The sequence below is a fragment of the uncultured Campylobacter sp. genome, from assembly GCF_938045775.1.
GTDB lineage: Bacteria > Campylobacterota > Campylobacteria > Campylobacterales > Campylobacteraceae > Campylobacter_B.
Genome location: NZ_CALIBH010000074.1, coordinates 25,889 through 49,907, shown reverse-complemented (window position 1 = coordinate 49,907; position 24,019 = coordinate 25,889). Strand labels below are relative to the sequence as shown.

Genomic DNA, 24,019 nt, shown 5'->3' with positions numbered 1-24,019 from the left:
TTTATGAGCCTAAACTTGTTTTTAAAAATTTCATCGAATCCTCTCTTTTACGGCGCAACGCCTCATTTACGCCATCCCAATCGATAGTCGCGTCCAAGCGCGCGTCTTTGGGATCTTGCAAAGCCCTATTTTCAAGCCCGAATAAGCCCAAAAGCGAGCTAAAGCGCGACGCGCCGCGACTAGCGTTAACGAGCACAAAAAACGGCTTATTAAAGATTATAGAAAATACGCAGCCGTGAAATGAGTCGGTTAGCACAAACTCCGCGCCCGCAATAGCGCTTAGCCACGCTTTTATGCCGATGCGGTTGCCGCGGTCGTTCACCTCATCTATCTCTAGTCCGCTTTGCTTCTTTAGTAGCTCTATCGCCGCTTCTGAGCGAGGCGATGGATCTAGGATATAGGCAAAGCCCTTGCGCTTGGGCGCATGGCTTAAAAATTTATCGTAAATCTCTTTGTTAGCCAAAAGCGTAGGATCTAGCACCCAGCGCGCATCTACGCCAAAGCATTCGCGCGCAAGCCTTACGCCGTCGCACTCGCGCACCGAAATAGCTTTAAATTTAGCCAAATTTGCAGCGTGAGCTTTTAAATCCGCGGGGTTTTTAAGCCCACAGAGCCTATCTCCGCCGAAGCTCGCAGCATAGGCGATCCGCGTGCAGTTAGGCGGCAAAAATCCAAGGCTAAAGCAATCTGCAAAATCCGCAAAATAGCTAGGGCGAAAAACCTGATCGCTTCCTAAAATCACTGCTTCAAAGCGCTCTTTCTCGCACAGCGCCTTTAAATCCGCAAGCGTACAAACAGGCGCGGTTAAAGGGATATTTTCCGCCACAAACTCGCTAGTATCGCGCTCGTAAGAGGGATTAAATTTCGCGCCGCGAAGCTCCTTTTTAAGCGTGCGCGCCACTAAAAATTTAATATACGCAATCGATAGTTTACTTCTTTGCAGGCGCAAATTTATGAGACGTGGCTCATGCCCTAGCCCCACTAGTACGCGGCTTAGCGCGTAAGCTTGTAAAATTCCGCCGTAATTATTTACTAGCGGCAGGGTAAAAATCCCGATCTTCATGCAAACTTCCTATAAATTTTATATGCCGCGATCTTTGGTAGCGCCAAAAGCGCTAGCACTTTATTCGCAGCGGCAATTTTTTTAAGCCTAGCAGCGATGAAATCATCACAATCAAAATGCGTAGCACTATATCGCTGGATCTGAAGCTTCTGGCGCAAGATGTAACGCCTAAGCGGGTTTTTCGCGCCATAGAAAATTTCGTTTTTACACTCCACTTGGCTTTGCTGCGAGCGCTGCACCTCTGCTGCGGATATCCGCTCGCAAAAAATCTCCTCGCGTGCCTGCTTCGTAGGCTGCGAAAACAGCGCGTCGATCTGAGCTGCGCGCGTAATTACGAGCGATGTGCCGCGCCACTCGTTCATTTCGCTTTGCAGCCACGCATCCATCAGTACGACGTCGGCGCATTTAGCAAAAACGTCGGTGCAGGCGTTGCACGCAAGTGGGGTAAAAGCGCGCGAACTCCAGTACGCAAAGGCGCTACTACTGCGATCGTCTATCGCCTCGCTGCCGTCTGTAGCGCGGAATTTAAAACCAAAGCCCATCGCGCTTTTGCCCGCGATTTTATATCTATAATTAACTGCCGCGAGCTGCTTACGCTCTTTAAACGCAAGATCTGCCAGCTTATGCGTGAAACCAGCACCCTTGCCCTGTCCGCAAACCAGCCCGACAATAAAGCTTATGCGGGATTTAAGGCGCGGATTTTTGCTCGCAGCAAGCCTTAAGGCCTTGGCAAAACACGGCAGCGCGCTAATCGCGTATCTACCCTCACGGCGCGACATCTCCTTTAGCACTGCTTCAAGCGTGAGCGGATAGTAAGCGGACGAGCGCGCACGAGTAAGCTCATCGGCATTTTTTATCACGCTAAATTTAAATAGCGGCACGGAATTTTCGCCCGCATAATTTCGCGCGTTTTTGGAATTCTCGCAGGCAAAATTCTGTGCTGATACGGAATTTTCACAAGAAGCTTTAGAATTTTGCGCGGAATTCTGCGTAAAATTTTCGCAAAAGGAATTTTGCGCACTCGTAAAATTTATAGAATCATCATCCGCCAAATTCTGCGTTAAATTTACCATTACGGAATTCTGCTCGGAATTTTTGGTTGCGGAATTTTGCAAATTCTGCGGCTGCGCTAAATTATTGCAGGCAGAAAAATCACGCTTGGAATTTTGGGCTATAAAATCCCCCTCGTCCGCAGGCACAGCGCAAATCGCGTAATCAATGAGCCCGCGCGCAAAAAGCTCGCGAAAAATATAATCTCCCGCGCCGCCGCTTGCACTGCTTAAGCGCTGCGCTTCATCTTTTTTGTAGAATTTGTAAGTAGCTAAAAACCTGCCAAAATCTGGGCTAAAGCTTTCCAACTCTGAGTATGATTTAGAATTTAGCTCATTTTCAAGCGTATCTTTTTCGTAAAACGGGCAGACTTTTAGACAAATATCACATTTGTCGCGGCACCCTTCGCCCTCCTCGGGCGCGTAAAATCCATTGCCCCCAAGCTGCATTTTTAGCACGCTAAAAGGGCAGCTGCTCGCGCAGACGCCGCAGCCGATACAGCGGTCTTTCGTAACCACTTCGCTAATTACATTGAAGCTCAAGCCCGCCTCCTTATCTTAGCCGCAATGCCGCCAAAAATCGCGCGTTCGTAGTCATTCATCGCCCAAAAATACGCACTTAGCACAAACATAGCCGAATAAAGCCCGCCGCAAATTAGCAAAAAGCTCACTCCGTGTAAGCCTAATGCGTAATTTATCGCTAGGCTTACTGCTATTGCGGGAGCAAATTTTACTAACATCGCGCCGATATTTTGCCAAAATTTAGCGATGTCAAGTCCGATTACACGAGCATAGTAGATATTCATCACGCAGATATTTAGCAAGGTGATCGCAAAAGCCGTGCCGCACGCAGCGCCCACGCCACCGTAAGCCTTAGCTAGCGGGATAGAAATAGCGATGTTTACGAGCGTGACGCAAAACGCGGCGATTGAGCGAAATTTGACTTTGTTTTTTGCCTGAAGCACAGCTAGACCTAAATTTTGAATCAACGGCACGCTTACTGGAAGCACCAAAATAAGCGCGATTGCGTATGAAATTTCATAATTTGCGCCAGCCCAGAGCACGATAAACTCTCGCCCAAAAATCACCAAAAGCGACGCGATAAAAAATATCACGTAAAATTGCAGCCTGCCTATTTTGATAAATTCTGCGCTAAGCTCGGAATCAGTGGAGTTTGCAGAGACCATTTTGGCGATTTTAGGAAGCATCACGCCGCTAATGGTGAGCGAAAGCGTGACGAAAGTGGCATTTATCGTGCTTGCTACGGCATACGTGGAGACCGCTGTAGCGCCTACTACAGCGCCTAAGATAAAATTATCGACATTCCAGTTTACTTGATCGACTACGATGCCTAAAAATATAAAAAACGAGTAGCCAAAAATTTGCTTAAGCGTGGAGGCGTCGAAATTTCGTACGCTTATCACGGGCGAGACTTTGCGCTTGCAGTAGATGAAATCTGCCGCGACGCAGATTAAATTTACCGCCGTAGCGATGATTACGATCGCGATAGCCTTATATCCCAAAAGTAGCGCAGGCACCGCAGCTAGCGGCAGAGCGATCGTGCGAAAGATCCCAACTAGCTTGATAAATACGAAATTCTCATGCGCCGTAAGGATCGACGAATAGATGCTAAAAGGAAAGCTAATCGCTAAATTTGCAGTTAGTAGCATTAGCATAATGCGAATTTCGCCCATCTCACTAGCGCTTAGCTTAGCGCCAAAAATCGCGTGCAGATTGGCTAGCAGCGCAGCTCCTGCAAGCACGATCACCGCGCTCATTACCAAATACACGCTAAAAATCGTGCCGTGCAGCTTATGCATGCGCTCCACTTCGCCACTCGAGGCGTATTTGGCGGTATAGACCGTCACGGCGTTGCCGAAACCCAAATCCAAAATCGCTAAATAGCCAATAACGCTGCTAGCTAAAGAATACAGCCCAAACTCGCTCTGCCCCAGCGCCCGCAGAAAAAACGGCGTATAAACCAAAGTAAGTATCGTAGAAACAAAGATATTTACATACGATAGCACGACGCCGAGCTTACGCTGCGCGGCTTCGGGGGCGTTTAGAATTTTAAGCAAACAAGGCTTCCTTTTGCTCGCCGCGATTAAACGCGGCGGAGTAAAATTTTAAAATTTCAAATCGCACTTTCACGCTAGAACCTAGAGCTTCTTTTCCCAATTAAGCGCGCTTAGGATGATCTCATCCAGGCTCTCGTGCTCAGGCTGCCAAGAGGTTTTGGTGCGAATTTTATCCGCGTTTGAGATGAGGCAGGCAGGATCGCCGGCTCTGCGCGGAGCGATCTGCACTTTAAAATCCACGCCGCTTACTTTTTTAGCTTCATTAACGACCTCTTTTACGCTAAAGCCCGTGCCATATCCTACGTTAAAAACCGCGCTGTCGTTACTTTGCAGATAATCAAGCACCGCCAGATGCGCGCTTGCGAGGTCTTCTACGTGGATATAGTCACGTATGCAGGTGCCGTCCTTGGTGTCGTAATCATCGCCGAAAATGCTCATCTTATCGCGCTTGCCAATGATCGTTTGGGTCGCTACCTTAATAAGATGCGTCGCGTTCGGGTAGTTTTGCCCGATCGTGCCGTCGCTTGCGGCTCCTGCGACGTTGAAGTAGCGCAAAATTCCATATTTAAAATTTGGATTTGCCGCGGCTGCGTCTTTTAGTACCCACTCGACCATCAGCTTGCTTCTGCCGTACGGATTGATCGGATTTTGCGGAGTTTCCTCGCTTACTTGCGGGATGTCCGGCTCGCCGTAGGTCGCCGCAGTGGAGCTAAAGATAAAGTCTTTCACGCCGTATTTGTTCGCAAGCGCGATCAAATTCATCGCGTTGGCGGTGTTGTTTAGATAGTATTTTAGCGGATTTTGCGTGCTTTCAAAAACCTCGATAAACGCCGCAAAGTGAATGATCGCATCAAACTTCTCGCGCTTAAAAAGCTTCTCGATCGTAGGGGTGTTTTCTAGGCTTTCCTGCACGAACTCAAACTCGCCTATCTTGCGAAGCGCCTCGATCGCTCGCATCGAGCCCTTACAAAGATTATCCAGTATGACGACGTCGTGGCGGTTTGCTTCTAAAAGCGCCTTTGCGACGTGGCTACCGATGTATCCCGCGCCGCCTGTAATTAAAATTTTCATCTATTCTCCTTCGGATCAAATTTATCAAAATATGCGATTATAGCCCCTTAGATTAAATCGCTGGTCGCACGCGCAAAAATACGGGGAAGCGCGGCTTTTTCTCGCGGGTTAAATTTTGGTATTGATAGGTGATGATCGTGCCTACTTTAGGCGGATTTGCACGCATCTCGTCGCTAAAGCCCGTGCCTACTTTAAATTTCGCCCCGCTACGTAGATCTACACAGCTAAGCGAGCCCATCTTGCCCTCGTTTTTGCCGTAGCCCGGGTTGATTTTTACGACCTTGCAATCGCTATCGTGCGTCTTTTTGTATTTTAAAATTTTATCGCTGCGCCCGCTCTCATAAAGCGCGTTTGGATCGCGCAGCACGACGCCTTCGCCGCCTGCTGCGATGACGCGATCAAAATACGCCTGCACGTCTGCGTGCGTGCTTACCGGAGTTTGCTGCACGATGAGTAAATTTTGCGCGCCGCTTGAGGCGATAAAATTTCTTAAAATTTCCATCTTCGCGCTAAGGTTTTTCTGCTCCTTCGGCAGGTCAAACGCGTAAAATTTTACCCTACTCCACCGCTCATCGGGCACGCTAGAAGAGACGATCGAGACGAGCTGTTCAAACTCTCCGCGCGCCGTGTATAGCTCGCCGTCCACGAAAAACGGCGGAAAGCCCGCGCTCCAGCCCTCGGGGGCGTTTATGATCTTGCCGCGTCTGGAGCGCAGATTTTTGCCGTCCCAGATCGCGCGCACGCCGTCTAGCTTCTCGCTAATCACCCAGCCCGTGATATTCATACCCGGGACGTACTCTTTAAGCAGCATCGGTTTAAATTTAGCCTCATCCGCAACCGCGCCGCAGAGCAAAAACAGCGCGCAAAAAACCGCGCCTTTTAAAATTTTAAAAATTTCACTTCGCATATGCCGCTAGCTCCCTTTCTATAAAGTCGCAAAAAACGGGCGTGTAGCTCATGCCCGCGCTCTCTTTTTGCAAAAATTCGCCCATCACCGCGATGTAATTTAGATAGTCGTCCTTGGTGATCTTGCCGCGCAAAAGTTCGTATTTCAAAAATAGCCAGTAGGTGTTGAGCACGTCGGATCTGCAGTACTCGTCGATCTTGGCCTGCTCGCCTGCGTAATACAACTGCAGAACCTGATCGCCGTGCACGTCGTATTTGCCAGGAAGGCCCACGCTAGCGCAGATATGATCGAGCTTGAGCCCGCGAACGGCGCCAAAATCGCTGATGTGATCAAGCAGATCCAGATGAAACCGCCCGTCGTAGCGGCTGCGGTAGTTCTCCCATTTGCTCTTGTTGTTATCGCGATCGTTCGTCTCAAAATACGCCGCGGCGCTTAGATCATAGCACATCGCGCGCGCCATAATCATCGGCAGATCAAACCCGCGCCCGTTGAAGCTCACGAGCCGCGGATTAAAATCCTCGATGAAGGTTAGGAATTTTGCGATTTTATCGCGCTCGTTATCGCCATCAAGCGTCGAGACGCGCAAAAACCTGCCGAATCCGTCCGCCATCACGGCGCTAATGCTAACGACGCGGTGGAAGCAGACGGGTAGGAATTCGCTGCCGGTTTTTTCTTTGAAAATCTCCATCGCCCTAAGCGAGAGCAATTTGTGGTTTAAAATTTTGCTTTTATCCGCGTTAAAGATCGGCTGCTCGCCGTAAATTTTAAAATTTAGCGCGTTTAATGCGGGATCTTGCACGGAATTTGAAGCGAGATTTTCGCTATTTGAGCTTTGGGATGCGGAGCTTTGTAGCGTAGAGCTTTCCGCTGCGAAATTCTGAGGCACAGGGCTTCGGAGCGCGGAATTTTCTACCGCGACGCACTGTGCTGCGGAGCTTTGAGGCGCGGTATCATCGTAGGTTAAATTTAGCGATGCGGAATTTTTCGGCGCCGTATTTTGCGACATGGAATTTTCGCTCGTAAAATTTCTCTGCGCGAGATTTTCAGCGGAATTTTCACTCGCAAAGCTTTGAGGCGCGACGTCTTGCTGCGTAAAGCTTTGCGGCGCGGAATTTTGCTCGGAATTTTCTATTTTAGAATTCTGCTCTGCCGAATTTACAGCAAAATTTAAAGACGCGTTTTGCTTCTCGCCTCCGATCTTTTGCGAGAGCTGCGCGTCAAGAAGCTTTGCGAAGCTTTTTTTATCGAAAGGCTCGAAGCAGCCCGCGATCGCGTCCTCATCCAGCACCCGCACCAGCGCCGCTACGTCGGGGATCGTCTCGCAGTCGAATACGCAGATATAATCCTTTTTCATTAAGCTCCTTTCTAGCGGCTTTTACCGCTTTTTTCAAAAAACGGCTCTGAAATAATCCTCTATCTCCATGCCGTTTTTATGTACGCGCCTAATTGATCTCCTCGCTCATCCGAGGTTCTCATCGCCGCTTTCAATCTTAAAATTTTACGCTGCCGTATTTTCGCAGCAAAAAGGGGCGTATGCAGAGGCGCGGCAAATTTCGCTACCGCTCGCCGCGACGCAATTACCGCGCACAAAAGCGTGCCGGTCGTTAAATTTATCCTTCGATCAAGCGCTCGATGTCGGGCAAAAGCTCGCCGGACACCTCGCAAATCCCGCTTCGCAGCACGCTAAAATCGCCGCAGTAATCGCCCAGAAGCTACAAAATATCGTCTCTGATCGCTTGCGAGCGCTCGCTCAGAAGCAGCTCCTGCAAAAGGGCGAAAATTTCGCTCTCATGCGCCAGCGTGCAGCCGTAGTAGGGATCAAGGTAATAATCTAGACACAATAGAAGCGAGGCTTTCTCGGCCTCGTCATCACCTCGCAAAACGGCGGCGATGCCCTCTATACCGCCCTCTGCTATCCGTCTATGACTATCGTCGTAAAAAATCGCGCGCGTCAAATTTTGCCCTTTTTGCACGCCGCTTTACTCGGTCTTAGCCGCATCCCAAGCTAGAATCGTCCTGCCCTGCTCGTCGGTCGCCACGTCGCCCATGCCCATGATGTTGTAGCCGCAGTCGACGTAGTGCACCTCGCCGGTCACGCCGCTGGCTAGATCGCTAAGTAGGTACATCGCGCTGTTGCCGACGTCATGCGTCGTGACGTTGCGTTTTAGCGGGCTATTTACTTCGTTGTAGCGTAAAATCATCCTAAAATCGCCTATGCCGCTTGCGGCAAGCGTTTTGATCGGGCCCGCGCTGATCGCATTTACGCGGATACCGCGCACGCCAAGGTCGTGTGCGAGGTAGCGCACCGAGCTTTCAAGAGCCGCTTTTGCGACGCCCATTACGTTGTAGTGAGGCACGAATTTTGGCCCTCCGAGGTAAGTTAGCGTGAGCACCGAGCCGCCCTCTTTTAGCACCGGCAGCACCGCGCGAGTAAGGCTTAGCAGCGAATACACGCTCGTACCCATCGCGATGTCAAAGGCTTCTTTGCTCGTGTTTACAAACTCGCCCTCAAGAGCTTCTTTTGGCGCATAGGCTACCGCATGCACGACGAAATCTATCTCGCCGAGGTCTGCTTTAATGCGATCCGCAAGGCCGTCTAGGTGGGCTTGGTTGTTTACGTCAAGCTCATAGACGAATTTGCTGCCAAACTCCTTCGCGATCGGCTCTACGCGTTTTTTTAGCGCGTCGTTTAGGTAGGTAAACGCCATCTGCGCACCCTGCTCGTGACAAGCTTCGGCGATGCCGTAAGCGATGGATTTGGCGTTAGCGACGCCGACGATGAGGCCTTTTTTTCCTTTTAAAATCATTATTTCTCCTTTCTATTTTGCTTGGCTTTTTCTACTTATTCTGCGTTAAAATTTAAAAAATAATGCTCACGAACCATATGTTCGCTCCGCTTATTTTTTAAATTTTGCCTTGACTAAGCGAAAAATCCTTCGCAATTTGACTTAAAATTCTACAAATTAAAATTCGCAAAATCTCGCGAAACGCCAAATTTTAAACGCAATTCGATAGCGGTAGTATCGCGAAGCTAGACTAGGCGACCTAAAATTTTGCAATCCAAATTTAATAAAATGTCAAATTCTAAACATAAATCGACAAGCGGAAATATCGCTAGGCGGATTTAAATGTTTTCTACTTCGCTACGCTTGTAGCTATAAATAGAAGAAGTAAATTTCGTCCCAAGACTAGGCATGTAGCCTGTCGCAGGGCGAAATTTACGAAATCATTTAAAGACGTCAGCGAGATGACGCGCTAATAAGTTCCAAAAAGCTAGAGGCGTCCCAGCTCGCCGTACCCACCAGCACCCCGTCGCAACCTCTTATCGCGCAAATTTTTGCGATATTTTCAGCATTCACGCTGCCGCCGTAAAGTAGCGGCGCGGGGCTTTTAGCACGCAAGAAATTTAGCATTCTTTCGATCTGCTCGCACTGCGCGCTTCTGCCAGTGCCGATCGCCCAGACGGGCTCGTAGGCTAGTACTAAGCTCGGATATTTCAGATCGATACCCTCAAGCTGTGTCGCTACAAACTCCTCGCTGCGGTTTTGCGCAAATGCCACCTCGTCCTCTCCGACGCAAAAAACGATGCGCCAGCCCTGCGCCGCGGCAAAACTGAATTTCTCTCTTATCAGCTCCGCGCTCTCGCCCAAAATAGTGCGCCGCTCGCTATGCCCAATAAGAACGGTTTTGATGTCAAATTCCGCCAGCATATCGCCGCCGATCTCGCCCGTAAAGCTGCCGTGCGCGGCAGGATAGAAATTTTGCGCGCCTTGGATGAAATTTTTTGCCCTCGCGCAAAATGCGCTAGCGGGAGGAAAAACCAAAATTTCATCTTCGCGCGAAATTCCGCCCGCTAAGCCTTCATCTAAAGCTTTAGCGTACTGCTCAAAACTAGCGCGAGTATGGTTGCATTTAAGATTCGCCGCCAGTATCATCGCAGCTCCGTTTTAGCAGTAAGCACTCGCACGCCCGGCAGCTCCTTGCCCTCGATGAGTTCTAAGCTCGCGCCGCCTCCGGTAGAAATAAAAGTCATATCATCAGCGTTGCCTGCGCGTTCGACGACATCTGCAGTATCGCCACCGCCCACTACGGTCGTGGCGTCGCTATCTGCGATCGCGTGCGATATATGCAGGCTGCCACGAGCGAATTTATCGATCTCAAAAACCCCCATCGGTCCGTTCCACCAGATCGTTTGTGCATCGTCTAAGGCTTCTTTAAAAAGCGCTACGGTCGCAGGTCCGATATCTAGTCCCATCCAATCGCTTGGAATTTCTTGGACGGTAACCTTTTTTGTAACGGCATCTTGCGAGCATTGCGGAGCTGCGACGGCATCGACGGGGATATAAATTTTAACCCCAAGCTCGCGAGCATTGCGGAGAATATTTTTTGCTTCCTCGATTAGATCCTCTTCGAGTAAAGATTTGCCGATGTCATATCCGACGGCTTTTAAAAACGTAAACGCCATGCCGCCTCCGATGATGAGCTTATCGACTTTAGGAAGTAAATTTTTAAGCGCCTGAAGCTTGCCGCTTACTTTGCTGCCGCCCGTTACGGCTACAAAAGGACGCGCAGGATCTTTAATAAGGTCTTTAGCAAATTTTATCTCTTTTAGCAGCAAAAATCCCGCCGCCTTATGCGCCTCATCGTAGAATTTCGTAATCGCCTCTACCGAAGCATGCGCGCGGTGGCATACGCCAAAAGCATCGTTGATATAAAATTCCGCGTAGCTCGCAAGCCTCTTAGCTAGTGCTTCGTCGTTTTTGCTCTCGCCCTTTTCAAAGCGCAGATTATCTAGCAAAAGCACTTCGCCCTTTTTAAGCGAATTTACCGCAGCTCCTGCCTCCTCGCCCGCGACATCGGAGACAAATTTTATCTCGCGTTCCAAAAGCCTAGATAGTCTCTTTACCACAGGCTTTAGGCTAAGTCTTTCTTCGTATCCGTTTTTCGGGCGTCCTAAGTGGCTGGCTAAAATTACCGCGCAGCCCTCGTCTAAGCAATATTTAATCGTAGGGATAGACGAACGGATGCGACGATCGTCCGTAATATTGCAAAACTCATCCATCGGCACGTTAAAATCACACCTGATAAAAACGCGCGCGCCGTCTTTAAATTTCAAATCTTTAATCGAAAGAATTTCGCCCATCTTATTTCCTTCTTTTTGCCGCATATAGGGCTAAATCGATGAGGCGCTCGCTATATCCCCACTCGTTGTCATACCAGCTCATCACTTTTATAAGATTACCGTCAATTACCTGCGTGCAGTCGCTAGCTACGATGCTGGAGTATTCTGAAGTACAAAAATCGCTGCTGACGCGGCTATCGTCGTCTACGAGCAAAATTCCTTTCATCTCTTTAGCGGCATAGCGACGGAAAATTTCATTTAGCTCCTCGGCGCTCGTCTGCTTGCGCGTTAGCACCGTTAGATCAACCATCGATACGTTAGCCACCGGCACGCGCACAGATTGTCCGTGCATCTTACCGCTTAGCTGCGGAAGTACCTTACTAATCGCTTTTGCCGCGCCCGTCGTGGTCGGAGCGATATTAAGAGCCGCGGCGCGTGAACGGCGAAAATCCTTGGCTTTTACATCGACTAGGCTCTGTCCGTGCGTATAGGCATGAATCGTCGTCATCAGACCCTTTTCGATACCAAGCTCATCGTCTAGAATTTTTGCAATCGGAGCCAGACCGTTAGTGGTGCAGCTAGCATTTGAAATGACGCATTGTCCTACATAAGCGCCCTCATTAACGCCGATTACAAAAGTAGGCGTATCATCCTTGGCAGGCGCGCTCATTACGACTACGCCGATACCGTTATCTATGAACGGCTTGCATTTTTCGCTCGTTAAAAACGCACCAGTACATTCAAGCACAACTTCTGCGCCATCGCCTGCAAAATCAAGCTCCGCAGGCTCTCTGGTGGAATAGACGCGGATTTTTTTGCCGTCTACGGCTATGCATTCGTCGCTTAGAATTTCTACTTTTTTACGAAACTCGCCGTGAACGGTATCGTATTGAAGCAGGTATCTCGTAAGCTCGCGTTTAGCGGTATCGTTGATCGCCACAAGCTCTACATCGTCCCTGCTTAGCGCAATTCTAGCCGCGCACCTACCGATCCTTCCAAAGCCGTTGATTGCGATTTTTACTGCCATAAGGTTCTCCTTATTTGGGATGTTTTCAGCTGGAATTTTACTAAATTTGGGTTAATCTTTGATTAAATAAAAAGTCGCGAAATTTAGGATTTACTTTTTGGCTATATAATTCGCGAACTTTTTTTAAAGGAGAAAAAATGAGACGAATTGTATTCTCGTCATTAGCGGCAATCGCGATTTTAAGCGGATGCAACCAACCTAAGGCCGATACGGCTCCACAGCAAACGCAAGAGCCCGTAACGCACACGATCGTATTTCTGCTTGGAGAGACCGGAGATAAGCGCATCAGCCTTAGTTCGAACGATATGTTCGCAACGGGCGTGCTAACCGACGAAAAAGGCAAAAAGCATAATCTCAAACGCGCTGCTTCCGCAAGCGGTATAATGCTTACGAACGCCGAAGGCATCGAGCTTCTTTTCAAACGCGGAGAGGGAGTGTACACGCCGGGCAAAGGCAAGAAGGATATTCCGGTAACCTACACCGAATATGAGCACAAAAACGGCGAAATGATGTAGCCGCGGCGGGGTTAAATTTAAGCGCCCTAAAAAGTGAATTAAATTTAACCCCTCGTTTCTGCTTCTTTATCCATAGCGAAATTTAACTCTCGTTTCGATCTCTTTGATCTGCGCTAAAATTTAACCTTTTATTTTTGCTTCTTTCATCTACGCAAATTTAGCTTTTTTTGTAAATTTGAGCTTGCGTGCGTTAAAAAATAAGTCCCTAAATCCCTAAATTTTACAAAATATCCATTTGATCTGCGCTTTAGCAGCGAATTTTTTGATCTTCAACCGAATTTCACTTCAAATTCGCTAAACTGCGCTGAAATTTTAGCAGGTCGGTGCAAATACGGCGTAAAATAGATCATTTAGCGAGATTGCCGCATGGATAGCATTAAATTTTACCTAAACGATTACGAAATTGAGGGTGAAAGCTTTACCGAAGTCGTCGTTGCGATAAACGGCGAGCCTCTGCTCGAGCTGATTAAACGGCGCGAGCAAAGCTTTGCCGCAAAGGACGGGCAGGCTAGCATCGCGGGAAGCTATGCTTATTTGAGCTTGATCGATTTTGAGGAGCTATTTTTGCGCGCCGCGCTTGAAGCCGATTTGGCGCAAGATGAGCGAGATGTCGTGCTGCTGAGTTGTCCGTGCGGGATCTGGGACTGCTGGTATCTCGCGCTTAAGGCTAAATTTGAAGCGGAGACGGTTAAGCTTTACGAGTTTAAAAACCCGCGCCGCAAAGATTGGCAGTATGGACTTGAGTTTAAATTTGACCGCGTGAGCTTTGTGAGCGAAATTTCTAAAATCGCCTCTTTTAATAAGCTCTAAAATTTAGATCTAAATTTAGGAAATTTTAACGACGCGATCGAAACTGCGGCGAAATAAACTCGTCTTAGGCTCGGTAAAATTTGGCTTTGAAGCCATAATAAGCTGTCGCGAGAGCTTATAGTATTAAAATTTTCGCCTTACCGCTGCGCAAAACATCCAGCAAAATATCATAAAATTTGCCCAGTCTTAGCTTTAAAATTCCGCCCTTTTTAATGATCACGAAGACCTGTCCGCCTCGCTCGCCAAGCGCATCGTAAAGCGCGTCTAAATTTGCGATGTATTCGGGCTTGAAATCCAGCGCTGCGGCAAACAGCGCGAAAATTTGATCTTTGCGCCTAATCTTCGTGCCGTCGATGATAATCTTTGCGCCGCGGCGCGTTTTAAAATTTAAACTCATTGCACGCGCTCGAAGCTTTCGTAATGATCGGCGGTGTAGAAGATCAGCCCGTCGTTTGAAAATATCAGCCGCTTCGCGCCGCGCGCGCCGCCGCGATACTCGATATCGCATTCGCGCCAAATCCGCCCCTTTTTATCAGGCAATCTGCGCTCGAAATTGCCGAAGCGGTCGCCGCCGATGCTCTTGCCGCGCGCATATCGCCACAGATCGCCGCCCTGCCAGCCAAGATCGCCCGCCTGCTTTTTCGTGATAAAATTTTGCGGCAAAGCGCCCGTACGGCGGATATGAGCGCTCACACACTCCCTGCTTATGCAGGGCTCGTCCGCGAGCTGATTTTTAGAATTTGCAGCGGGATTTTGAGATTGCGAAGCTTCATAATCTGCGCTACGCCGCCTGTGGACGTCCGCCTCGTCTTTAGAATCTGTCGCGCCGCGCTCGTTTGCTCGCGGATGAGATTTTAAATCTCCTAGATCTGCTCCACGCCCTGCTCCGCCGTCTGCGCTTCTTGCACCGCTCTCATCTTTTGCGCTGGCGCCGCTTTCTGGATTTTCGTAGCTTGAAATTTCGCGATCGGTGCCGCTTGCAGAATTTTGCACGCCGCTTTTACGCGACGCAGCATCCAGGGTTTTGGAGGTAAAAACCCGCTCATCTTTAGCCGCGGGGTCGCGCGAATTGGAGATCAAATTTAGCGCCAAAAGAAGTGCTGCAAAAATTGCGAGCGGGATCAGCTTTTTTGCCACCGCTAGCCTCTTTTGCGCGTGGCGAAGCGAAAATAGAGCACGATCGCCACTACTATCGCGCCTAGAGCCAGCGGAGCGATCCACGGCGCGTCCTTAATGTGCACATAGAGCTCGCGCACGAAATCGCCCGCGTAGTAGCTCAGTAGCCCTACCACAAGCGCCCAAATGAGCGAGCTTACGGCATTGATGACGCTAAATTTTAAAAATGAATATTTTGTGATGCCGATCGCGATCGGTACGAGGGTTTTGAGGCCATAGATGAATTTTTTGATTAAAATTATGCGGTCGCCGTATTTGCGAAACAAAATTTGCGCCAGAGCGAGGTTGCGGCGCTGTTTGCGCAGATAGGGCATGATCTCTTTTTTATTGTAGCGGCTTACTAAAAACAGCCCAGAATCGCCTATAAAGTTCGATATGCAGGCGATTACGATGCATAAGACGATATTGAGCTCACCGGCCGAGCTTAGCACGCCCGCCGCCGCAAGCGCCAAAAATCCTCCGCCCAGCGAATACAAAAACAGTATCAAATACCCCCACGTATGGAGGTTTGCAAACATCGATTCCATCGAATCCTTTCATTAGATCGTATAAAATTCTATAAATTTTGACTAAAGCAGCTTTAAAATTCGGCACGAAAGCTTCACTCTAACGCCCCACGACGCCACTTGATTTTGCTGTGACATTAAATTTAAAATTCCGCGCAGCTGTCGCAAAATACAAAATTTCGCCGCAAAATATTGAGCGAAATTCTAAAATAAAATTTCTAGACATCAAATAAAATCACCGCAAAATTTAGCGGTAAAATTTTGCGACTATAAATTTAATGACAAAATTTCGACTTCTTTAGAATTCAAAGTAACTTGCGAATTACGAACGATTTACGCGATATCCTCAAATGCCTCCCACCCCACGAATTGCAATAAAATTACGCACCCAAGTCTATTATTCTGCAGAAATTACGCGAGCAAAATTCCAAGCCGCTAATAAAACGCCCATAAAGCAAAATTTTTCGCTAAGCTATGCGCCTTAGCATCTTTAGCTAAATTTTACTCATCTGCGCCAATTACTCGCATCAAAAGCGCATAGCCCTCGGTATTTGGATCAAAAGCACGGTCATTTTTGGTCTCCAGCACCGAGCCGCCCAGGCTCACGCCCGCAAACAGCCCGCCTTTATTCGTAAAGACGTACATATCTTGATTTAGCACGTCTAAAGAGCCAGAATCGGCGCTGTAGTTACCTGCAACTGCCGTCGCATCGCCTGAGAGCGTGATTTGGGAATTTCGCATTTTTTGGATCACATCATCATGCATTACGAAAATAACTAGATAATTATCCTCATAGCCGATCTGAAGTCCTACGCTGGCGCTGCTGATCTCAGCGCCGCTTACGCTATGCGCGCCATCGTTATTATAGATGATGATCCCCTCACCATACATTCCGCCTATGATGAAACCAAGCTTCTTGACGCTCGGAAATATCACTATCGCGCGGGCTTGCTGCGCTAGGTATTTATACTGCGAGTTTGTGCGCATTACCGACGAATAGGCACTCGCGCTGTTGATGATGAGCTCATCATCGGCAAATGCCGCGTTAAAAAGCAAAAATAAAGCGATTATAAATTTTTTCATTTCACACTCCTTATTTGGCTATCTCGACCGCGCGAAGCTCGCGTATGACGTTAACCTTGATTTCGCCGGGGAATTGAACCTTATCTTGGATCTCAGAGGCGATCTCTTTGGCGACCAAAACCGCCTCGTCGTCGTTCATAAGCTTGGCGTTTGCGATGACGCGGATCTCGCGACCCGCATTGATCGCGTAAGCCTGCTTGACGCCCGTTTTACTCATCGCGATCGCTTCGATGTCGCTAACGCGCTTTAGATAGCTCTCTAGCACCTCTCGTCTGGCGCCCGGGCGCGCGGCACTTAGCGCGTCTGCGGCACAGACTGCGGCGCTTTCTACGCTTGTGGCCTCCTCATGCCCGTGGTGGGCGTAGATCGCGTTTATCACTACCGGATGCTCTTTATAACGGCGGCAAACTTCGGCACCCAGATCCACATGCGAGCCCTCATATTCGTGAGTTAGCGCCTTGCCGATGTCGTGAAGTAGGCCCGCTCGCTTGGCCAGCTTTTGATCTCCGCCCGTTTCTGCAGCGATGATGCCCGCAAGATGTGCCACCTCAAGGCTGTGCGCAAGGGCATTCTGCCCGTAGCTGGCGCGAAATTTAAGCTTGCCGATGAGTTTTAAAATTTCGGGGTGAATTTTACTAAGACCTAGATCCATTACGATATTTTCGCCCTCTTCGGCGATACTAGCTTCAAATTCGTCGCTTACTTTTTTGTAGATATCCTCGATGCGCGCAGGTTGAATTCTGCCGTCCTCGATAAGAGTTTCGATAACGCGAACGGCGATGGCGCGGCGGTAGAGATTATGTGAGCTTACGATGATCGCATTCGGGGTATCGTCGATGATGACGTCCACGCCAAGAGTCATCTCAAGCGCCTTTATGTTACGCCCCTCCTTGCCGATGATACGGCCTTTGAGCTCGTCGTTTTTGATATTTACGACATTGATAAGCCGCTCTGCCGCAAACTCGCCCGCAAAGCGCGACGTAGCCTGCGCCAAAATATAATTCGCCTTTTTTCGCGCCTCTTTTTTGGCTTCCTCTTCATACTTTCGTACTATGTGAGCAATGTCGGTGCGGCTTTGCTCCTCGACCTTCTTAAGCACCTGCGCGCGCGCCTCGTCCTGCGTAAAGCCCGCCACGCGCTCCAAAACCTTAAGCGCTTCGGCTAGCTTCTCTTCATAGCTTTTCTTTAAATTTGAGCCCTCTTCATAGAGGAATTTCGCCTCTTTTTTGGCACTTTCGAGCTCTTTTTTACTGTCTTTTAAAATTTCTTGCTCTGTTAGAAGCGCGTGCTCCTTTTTGCCGAGCTCGTCAAATTTAACGTTAAATTCTTTCTGCAGTTTGCTTGCCTTATCTTCGTATTTTTTCTTAGCTTCAAACTCCGCTTCCTGCACCGAAATTTTAGAATTTCGCAAGATGCCCTCGGCTTCAAATTCTATAGCTTTGGCTTTAGCTTTGGCTTGTTCGACGAAGAAATCGTAATTGGCGTTATTGATCTTTCTAGCTACTAAGTATCCTATGCCAGCGCCCACCGCAAGAGCGCACAAGGCGATTAAAATCTCTATCATACTTTCCTCTTTTTAGGTAATTTTGGCTCGGAGTTATGTAAAAATCGCCCTTTACGTCGTGATCAAGCGATAAAATTTCGCTGCAAAAGCAGTCTTTTATACTCACGAACGCGATTGCGGGCTTAAGCTTCAGACCTGAAAAAAACATATCGTAAAATCCTTTCCCATGTCCTATTCTAGCCATTGCGCCATCCACTCCGATAGCTGGAACCACGGCTAGATCGACCTTCTTAAAATACCCGTTTTGCGGAAGCGTCTGGCGCAGCCCAAAGCGTGAAATTTTAAAAGGCTGGCGCAATCTTACCATTTTTAAACTAATATCCACCATAAACGGAACGTAAAATTCGCAGCTTTTTGATAGCTTTTTTCTTAAAATCAAAACGTTCGGCTCGTAGCTCATCGGCAAAAATATCAAAATTTTACGCGCTTTTAAAAATTTTATCAGCCGCTCAAGCCGCCATAAAAGTGCGTAATGCTCACATCTAGCCGATCGCGCGGCGTGATATTTTAAGCGCGATTTGCAAATTTTTCTAAATTCATTCTTTTGCATAGCTTAAGCCTTTTATAAAATTTTAACGCTTATTTTAGCTAGTTTTTGTATAATCTTGCGATTAAATTTTAAGGTTTATTATGAAATTTCGTTTTTTTCTAGCGCTTTTTACGGCTGTTTTATTTCTTGCAGGTTGCGGCGATGATGAGGATAAAAAATCAAGCGATACCCCGACCGAGGCCAACGCCACGCAGCCGCAGTCCGAAACCGAAGCCGTAATCCAGGTCGATTATACCGCTCCTTTTACACTTCAGCTAAGTAACGGCAAAATTTTAAATATGCAAAAGACAAAGCAGGGTTTTCGAATCGATAATAACTCCACCGTGACGCTATTTACGTTTTTTACGCCATGGTGCGACGCCTGCGCCGTGCAGGTAAGCGCACTAAATGCCGCCAAACAAGCCTACTCCGGCAAGCTTGATATCATCGGCGTGATGATCGGTGATGCGAGCCTAGACGACGCTAAGGCCTACGCAAGCGCACACGAAGTAAATTACGCGATCGCTTACGGCGAAGGGACGGACTTTTTTACAAAGGCGCTAGGCGGCATAAACGAAGTGCCGTATATAGCGATCTACGACGAAAAAGGCGAGTTTAGCGCGCAGTATTTCGGGCTGATGCCGGAAGAAATTTTAATGACCGAATTGGAGAAAATTTTCTGATGTTCGAATTTTTTAAAAAAGGGCTTAGCAAGACCATAGACGCGATGCGGGGCGCGAAAAGCGAAGATAAAATTTCAAAAGAAATTTTAGAAGAGATGCTGCTTGAAGCCGACGTAGGCTACGAACTCGTGGAGGAGATTTTAGAAAAACTGCCCGCAAAAAAGCTAGTCGCAAAAGATGATCTCAAGAGCGTTTTAAAGAGCTATTTCGATTACGAAATCACTAAACCCGCAGATGAGAAGCCTTTCGTAGAGCTCATCATCGGCGTAAACGGCGCGGGCAAGACCACGACGACCGCAAAGCTTGCAAATTTATATAAAAATAGCGACCAGAGCGTGATTTTAGGCGCATGCGACACCTTTCGCGCGGGCGCGGTCGAGCAGCTGCGCAAATGGGCGCAGATCCTAAATCTACCGATCGTAGCGACCGCGCAGGGGCACGATCCCGCTGCCGTGGCGTTTGACACCGTAAGCTCGGCAAGTGCAAAAAACATCGATCGCGTCCTGATCGACACCGCCGGGCGTCTGCAAAATCAGAAAAATTTAGCCGCGGAGTTAGAGAAGATCGTGCGCATCTGCGACCGCGCAAAAAGCGGCGCACCGCACCGCAAGATCATCGTGCTGGACGCCACTCAGGGCAATCACAGCGTCGCGCAAGCCAGGGCGTTCAACGAGATCGTAAGGCTCGACGGCATCATCATCACGAAGCTCGACGGCACGCCCAAAGGCGGCGCGCTTTTCGCTATAGCGCGCGAGCTGCAGCTGCCGATACTTTTCGTCGGCGTGGGCGAGCGGATGGAGGATTTAGCGGAATTTAACTCGGATCAGTTCGTAGAGACGCTGGTGGATGGGATTTACGCTTAAACTCTGCGTGTCTGCGTAAATTTACATATTCTCGCCAAACAAGCTTAAATTTTACGCGCCGAAATGCTCGGCAAATTTTGCCGCTCGATTATCTTAGAATAAATTTTACTTAGAATTTTACGATTTTCGTTTTAGAATTTTACAAAATTTTTACTCACGTGCACTGCATGAAAAACCCGCTCACCCGCGTCCATTCGCACCAAAACACGTAAAATCCCGCTGCCATCAGCAAAGCAGCGCGCTCATAAGAATTCTTCAATGATTTCGAGGTGCTTAAATTTCACGGTTATCCTCTGCCCGCTCGCAAAGATGAAATCATACTCGCAAACGCCTCCCCGCTCTAGCGAAAATTGATGAACTATCAGATCGTTATTTTTAAAGCTCTTGTCGTTCGTTTTAAAGCGGACGGCTAGGACGTTTTTGAAAACAAATTTAAAATTTCTATCCCCATATGGCGATAAAAATTTCATCGTTAATCTATCTTCGTTTTTTAAAATGCCAAATTTAAATTCAGTCAAAACGGCGTCGTGAAGAGTCTCTTTCGTATTAAACAGATATCTTCTCGGATCCAAGACAAACTGCCTGATAGGCTCTGCTATCTCGTTTTCATTCTTGCGAAGCGACTTAAAATAATCGTCAAAATGCCAAACATTGCCCCTTCTTTTTATTTTCGCCGTGATCATCCGTCCGTCCATTTGCGTGCCTTTCCTAAATTTCACTCACGTGCACTGCATAAAAAACGCGCTCACCCGCGTCCGCTCGCACCAAAACACATATAAAATCCCACCGCTGCCGAAATATACCTCGCCGCCTTGCTCGCAGCTTGGAAGCTCGCTGTCAAGCTGCATCAAAAACTCCATCTTTTCGCCGCATATCGGACAGCGCGGCACCTGCGCGCCCTGTATCCACGAAGGCTCGCCGCCGATGCGCGCGAGGTTTTGCCTGCTGTTTGACATCCCCCAGTCCTGAGCCGCCCAGCGCGCCGGCGTGGGCGCAAGTACTACTTCGCACTCCTTTATCGGTTCGTCCTGCACGTATTCCACCTGCGTCCGCTCGCCGATACGTCGCGGCATACCCTGCGCGTCGTGCTCGTAAAAGACTATCTCGCCTTCGTTTATCTCTCTGACGTGCGCGGCGAGGATTAGGCGCGGCAGCGATCGCACGGGCAAGTCATGGGGTAGCGGATCAAGCGTAATGAGATGAAATAGCGGATTTTGCGCATCGCCGTCCGCTTCGTCCAAGACTCCGCCTAGCTTATATCCAGCCTTGCCGCCCTCAAGCCGCCAGGTCGGATGGTGCTTCGCCAGATGCGGCGCGTAGGGCGCGCCGAAATAGCCGCGCGGAAAGATTATGTGATACGCGCGCTGACTGCAGTATCTTTTGAGCCTGAATTTCTCACCGCCAAAGCAAATTTCATCGTTCGGCGCTTTTTGTGATTTATCGGCGGCTGGCTCGTTTGAGTTAAATTTAGAGTCGTGTTCAGCCGCGCACGCTTTAAAATTTTGGCTCGCTGCCGATTTTAACTCGCCAGCGTTAAATTTAACGGCACTTGCCGCATCACACGCTTCATCTGAATTTTTGCGCGATACGTCGCACTCATCCGCTTGAGCTTGCTTGGCGTCGCCGTGTTTGAGCGCATCCATTTTTAAAATTTCATTTGCTGCCATTTGAGCCGCGCCGTCTGCGTCAAATTTAGTCCGCTCAAAAGTAAATCCCACTGCCTCCAGCCAGTAGCCAATATACTCAAGCAGGTCGCACGGACGGTCGAAGAAGTCCTCCGCAAGCGCGAACTCGCAGGCAAATTTTATATTTTGCGGATCGCGGGTTTGCAGCAGACAGCTAAAAATTTTTTGCTTATCGTCTTTGCTCGTCTGCGGATCCGCAAGCTTCTCGCGCCATATTTGCGAGCTCTCGTAACTAAGCCCGCGCCACGGATACTCCGCGTAATACGCGCTCTCGTTCGGCTGCAATTTAAAAAGCTCGCCCAGATACGGGTGCAAAAACGGCGCGAACTCGAGACTTGCCATGATGATGACCTCTTCGGCGTTTTTCCAGCGCGAGCTCTTTTCATCTCTGCCGCGTTGCCGTGCATTTTTGCTTACGCTTTCGTCAGCCCGCGCCGAGCGGGCATTCTCTCCCATCTGTGCCGCGCTTTCGTCCTGTTGGGTTTTGCGCCACCCTGCTGCTTCTTCGCGCAAAATTTCAACCGCCGTGGCGATCAGAGCTTTAAAATCCTCCTTGCCTACATAGCCCAGAGCGTCCTTTAGCAGCGTGCGGCCGTCCATCCGCCCGCGTAGCAGGCTGTCCGCTAGCGTAAAATACGCTGCCGCATCCCCTTGCAGCCGCCAAAACCGCTCGTATAAATCAGGCATACTAAAGCCGTCGCGTTCGAAATCTCGCGCCAGATTTAGCGCCTTGTCTCGTTTATCCATCTTATTTCCTTTTGCGATTTTATTTTGATAATTTTAGCGTAAATTTAGGTTAAAATTTTGAAGGCGACTTATTTTATATGTCAAAATTCCAGTAAAAAATATGTGAGATTAAATTCGGCGACGAATTAAAATTTAAAAGTGTGCCGAGCCCCGTAGAGCCCGGCTAAATTTTAAAATAGCTCTTAAATTTAAAAACTATCGTCTCTTTTTTCAAAGATCAGATGCAGCACGTATGTCACGGCGAAGGTTAAGGTGCTAGGCACGATCCAGCCGAGCATCGAATCGTAAAACGGCATCATCTTCACAAACGACGTTACAAGCGGCACCGAAATCCCCAAAATATCAAGTCCGTTTATGACGCCCTCGACTACGCAGACATAGACGCAGGCGCGGTAAATCAGCTTGCTCGAATCGATCCACGGATTAATCAGCGAGAGGATTATCAGCATGATCGAGATCGGATAGATGGCGACGAGCACGGGGATGGAGCCCTTGATGATGGTCGTAAGGCCGAAATTTGCAACTCCAAAGCCGATCACGCACCAAGCGATCGCCCAGGTTTTATATTTGATCTTGCCTTTCGTAAGCTCCTCGAAGTATTCGCTAGCCGAGCTTATAAGACCCAGCGTCGTGGTGATGCAGGCTAGGAAAAACGCGCTGCCTAGGATCACGACGCCAATTCTTCCGAAGTAATGATCGCTTACTCGCGACAGAAGCTCCGCTCCGTTGATATTCGGCGTATCTTTGAAAAGCTCAGCAGAGGTCGCACCCAGATAGCCCAGCATAAAATATATCGTCATCAGTATGACGCCCGACATCATTCCCGCTTTTATGGTAGAGGTGACGAGGTGCTTCTCGTCGCTAACGCCGGTTGCTTTAATAGCGTTAATTACGATGATTCCAAATGCCAACGATGCAAGCGCATCCATCGTCTGATAGCCCTCTACGAAGCCCTTTGCTGCGGCATGATCGACATACTCTCCGCTAGGAGCTACGAAGCTTCCGATCGGAAACAAAAATCCCGCGCCGAAAAGTAACAAAATAAGCGCCAAAAGTATCGGCGTGAGGTATTTTCCGAGCAGATCGACAAGCTTTGAAGGGTTCATGCAGATGTAATAGTTCAGCGCAAAATATGCCGCAGAATAAACAAATAGCCAAATTTGAAGACGCTCTTCCGCAATAAAAGGCTTGATCGCGATGTCAAAAGGCATATTCGCCGCGCGCGGTATCGCAAAAAGCGGCCCGATCGTAAGATATAAAAGCGCGGTAAAAACGATCGCAAACACCGGATCTATACGGCGCACCAGGCTCTGAAGCCCCTTGGCACGCGCGATACCCGCAACGCCCAGTACTGGCAGAAGCACCGCCGTAGCGCAAAAAAACATTATCGCAATATAAAAATTTTGCCCCGATTCCCTGCCAAGACCCGGCGGAAAAATAAAATTTCCCGCACCGAAAAACATCGCAAACAGCGTAAGCGATATCGTCAAAAACTGGCTTCTACTAAGCTTGCCCTTCATCTTAAACCTTCCCTGCTGGAT

General features: G+C 48.7%; 24 protein-coding genes. 4 read left to right on the top strand and 20 right to left on the bottom strand.

Annotated elements, in window-relative coordinates:
• Position 1: 1 nt before the first annotated feature.
• The 11 genes from Q0238_RS02720 to gap all read right to left on the bottom strand — a co-directional run bounded on the left by Q0238_RS02720 (position 2) and on the right by gap (position 12,317).
• Entirely contained in the window at positions 2-1,063 is a 1,062-nt protein-coding gene (locus Q0238_RS02720) for a polysaccharide pyruvyl transferase family protein (RefSeq protein WP_297942700.1), read from the bottom strand.
• Positions 1,060-2,655, bottom strand: a complete 1,596-nt coding sequence (locus Q0238_RS02715) for a Coenzyme F420 hydrogenase/dehydrogenase, beta subunit C-terminal domain (protein ID WP_297942698.1) — start codon at positions 2,653-2,655, stop codon at positions 1,060-1,062. The genes Q0238_RS02720 and Q0238_RS02715 overlap by 4 nt, the downstream gene beginning before the upstream one ends.
• Positions 2,652-4,190, bottom strand: coding sequence for an oligosaccharide flippase family protein (locus Q0238_RS02710; protein WP_297942696.1), 1,539 nt, complete (start codon positions 4,188-4,190; stop codon positions 2,652-2,654). Before Q0238_RS02710 ends, Q0238_RS02715 begins: the two co-directional genes overlap by 4 nt.
• Before the next feature lie 81 nt (positions 4,191-4,271).
• Positions 4,272-5,261, bottom strand: a complete 990-nt coding sequence (gene galE / locus Q0238_RS02705) for a UDP-glucose 4-epimerase GalE (RefSeq protein WP_297942694.1) — start codon at positions 5,259-5,261, stop codon at positions 4,272-4,274.
• Between the two features lie 52 nt (positions 5,262-5,313).
• Entirely contained in the window at positions 5,314-6,168 is an 855-nt protein-coding gene (locus Q0238_RS02700; RefSeq protein ID WP_297942692.1) for a DNA ligase, read from the bottom strand.
• Positions 6,158-7,522 (bottom strand): 3'-5' exonuclease, encoded by a 1,365-nt coding sequence (locus tag Q0238_RS02695; RefSeq protein WP_297942690.1) that lies wholly within the window; start codon positions 7,520-7,522, stop codon positions 6,158-6,160. The genes Q0238_RS02700 and Q0238_RS02695 overlap by 11 nt, the downstream gene beginning before the upstream one ends.
• Before the next feature lie 358 nt (positions 7,523-7,880).
• A complete protein-coding gene (locus Q0238_RS02690) occupies positions 7,881-8,123 on the bottom strand; it encodes a hypothetical protein (RefSeq protein ID WP_297942688.1) in 243 nt (80 codons plus the stop codon).
• A gap of 24 nt (positions 8,124-8,147) precedes the next feature.
• A complete protein-coding gene (fabI, locus tag Q0238_RS02685; RefSeq protein WP_297942686.1) occupies positions 8,148-8,975 on the bottom strand; it encodes an enoyl-ACP reductase FabI in 828 nt (275 codons plus the stop codon).
• A gap of 432 nt (positions 8,976-9,407) precedes the next feature.
• Entirely contained in the window at positions 9,408-10,103 is a 696-nt protein-coding gene (locus tag Q0238_RS02680) for a triose-phosphate isomerase (protein ID WP_297942684.1), read from the bottom strand.
• A complete protein-coding gene (locus Q0238_RS02675; protein ID WP_177386771.1) occupies positions 10,100-11,311 on the bottom strand; it encodes a phosphoglycerate kinase in 1,212 nt (403 codons plus the stop codon). Before Q0238_RS02675 ends, Q0238_RS02680 begins: the two co-directional genes overlap by 4 nt.
• 1 nt (position 11,312) lies before the next feature.
• A complete protein-coding gene (gene gap, locus Q0238_RS02670; RefSeq protein WP_297942682.1) occupies positions 11,313-12,317 on the bottom strand; it encodes a type I glyceraldehyde-3-phosphate dehydrogenase in 1,005 nt (334 codons plus the stop codon).
• A gap of 137 nt (positions 12,318-12,454) precedes the next feature.
• Between gap and Q0238_RS02665 the strand changes: the two genes are divergently transcribed.
• On the top strand, positions 12,455-12,832 hold the full coding sequence (locus tag Q0238_RS02665) for a hypothetical protein (protein WP_297942679.1): 378 nt from the start codon (positions 12,455-12,457) through the stop codon (positions 12,830-12,832).
• Positions 12,833-13,198: 366 nt separating this feature from the next.
• The gene (locus Q0238_RS02660) at positions 13,199-13,642 is read left to right on the top strand and encodes a hypothetical protein (RefSeq protein WP_297942677.1); all 444 of its coding nucleotides are present in this window, start codon (positions 13,199-13,201) and stop codon (positions 13,640-13,642) included.
• Positions 13,643-13,757: 115 nt separating this feature from the next.
• Here Q0238_RS02660 and Q0238_RS02655 read toward each other — a convergent pair whose 3' ends face one another.
• The 6 genes from Q0238_RS02655 to Q0238_RS02630 form a co-directional block, all read right to left on the bottom strand.
• Entirely contained in the window at positions 13,758-14,039 is a 282-nt protein-coding gene (locus tag Q0238_RS02655) for a barstar family protein (protein WP_297942675.1), read from the bottom strand.
• Positions 14,036-14,863 (bottom strand): ribonuclease domain-containing protein, encoded by an 828-nt coding sequence (locus Q0238_RS02650; RefSeq protein WP_297942673.1) that lies wholly within the window; start codon positions 14,861-14,863, stop codon positions 14,036-14,038. Before Q0238_RS02650 ends, Q0238_RS02655 begins: the two co-directional genes overlap by 4 nt.
• Positions 14,782-15,345 carry a DedA family protein gene (locus tag Q0238_RS02645; RefSeq protein ID WP_297942671.1) on the bottom strand — a complete coding sequence of 188 codons (564 nt, stop codon included), beginning with the start codon at positions 15,343-15,345 and terminating at the stop codon, positions 14,782-14,784. The genes Q0238_RS02650 and Q0238_RS02645 overlap by 82 nt, the downstream gene beginning before the upstream one ends.
• Before the next feature lie 480 nt (positions 15,346-15,825).
• Positions 15,826-16,407 (bottom strand): lipid-binding SYLF domain-containing protein, encoded by a 582-nt coding sequence (locus Q0238_RS02640; protein ID WP_177386777.1) that lies wholly within the window; start codon positions 16,405-16,407, stop codon positions 15,826-15,828.
• Between the two features lie 10 nt (positions 16,408-16,417).
• A complete protein-coding gene (rny, locus tag Q0238_RS02635; RefSeq protein WP_040304494.1) occupies positions 16,418-17,971 on the bottom strand; it encodes a ribonuclease Y in 1,554 nt (517 codons plus the stop codon).
• Positions 17,904-18,521 (bottom strand): 5-formyltetrahydrofolate cyclo-ligase, encoded by a 618-nt coding sequence (locus Q0238_RS02630; RefSeq protein ID WP_297942668.1) that lies wholly within the window; start codon positions 18,519-18,521, stop codon positions 17,904-17,906. The genes rny and Q0238_RS02630 overlap by 68 nt, the downstream gene beginning before the upstream one ends.
• Positions 18,522-18,601: 80 nt before the next feature.
• Here Q0238_RS02630 and Q0238_RS02625 point away from each other — a divergent pair, with 80 nt between their 5' ends.
• Together Q0238_RS02625 and ftsY are read left to right on the top strand one after the other, a co-directional pair.
• The gene (locus tag Q0238_RS02625; protein ID WP_297942666.1) at positions 18,602-19,183 is read left to right on the top strand and encodes a TlpA disulfide reductase family protein; all 582 of its coding nucleotides are present in this window, start codon (positions 18,602-18,604) and stop codon (positions 19,181-19,183) included.
• Entirely contained in the window at positions 19,183-20,046 is an 864-nt protein-coding gene (gene ftsY / locus Q0238_RS02620) for a signal recognition particle-docking protein FtsY (protein ID WP_297942664.1), read from the top strand. Before Q0238_RS02625 ends, ftsY begins: the two co-directional genes overlap by 1 nt.
• Before the next feature lie 242 nt (positions 20,047-20,288).
• On the opposite strand, the gene Q0238_RS02615 is transcribed toward ftsY, so the two are convergent.
• From Q0238_RS02615 to brnQ, 3 genes are all read right to left on the bottom strand, one after another.
• The gene (locus Q0238_RS02615) at positions 20,289-20,741 is read right to left on the bottom strand and encodes a hypothetical protein (protein ID WP_297942663.1); all 453 of its coding nucleotides are present in this window, start codon (positions 20,739-20,741) and stop codon (positions 20,289-20,291) included.
• A 24-nt stretch (positions 20,742-20,765) separates the two neighbouring features.
• A complete protein-coding gene (locus Q0238_RS02610; protein WP_297942661.1) occupies positions 20,766-22,478 on the bottom strand; it encodes a hypothetical protein in 1,713 nt (570 codons plus the stop codon).
• A gap of 188 nt (positions 22,479-22,666) precedes the next feature.
• Complete coding sequence (gene brnQ / locus Q0238_RS02605) at positions 22,667-23,998, bottom strand: branched-chain amino acid transport system II carrier protein (RefSeq protein ID WP_297942659.1); 1,332 nt, start codon at positions 23,996-23,998, stop codon at positions 22,667-22,669.
• Positions 23,999-24,019 lie beyond the last annotated feature (21 nt).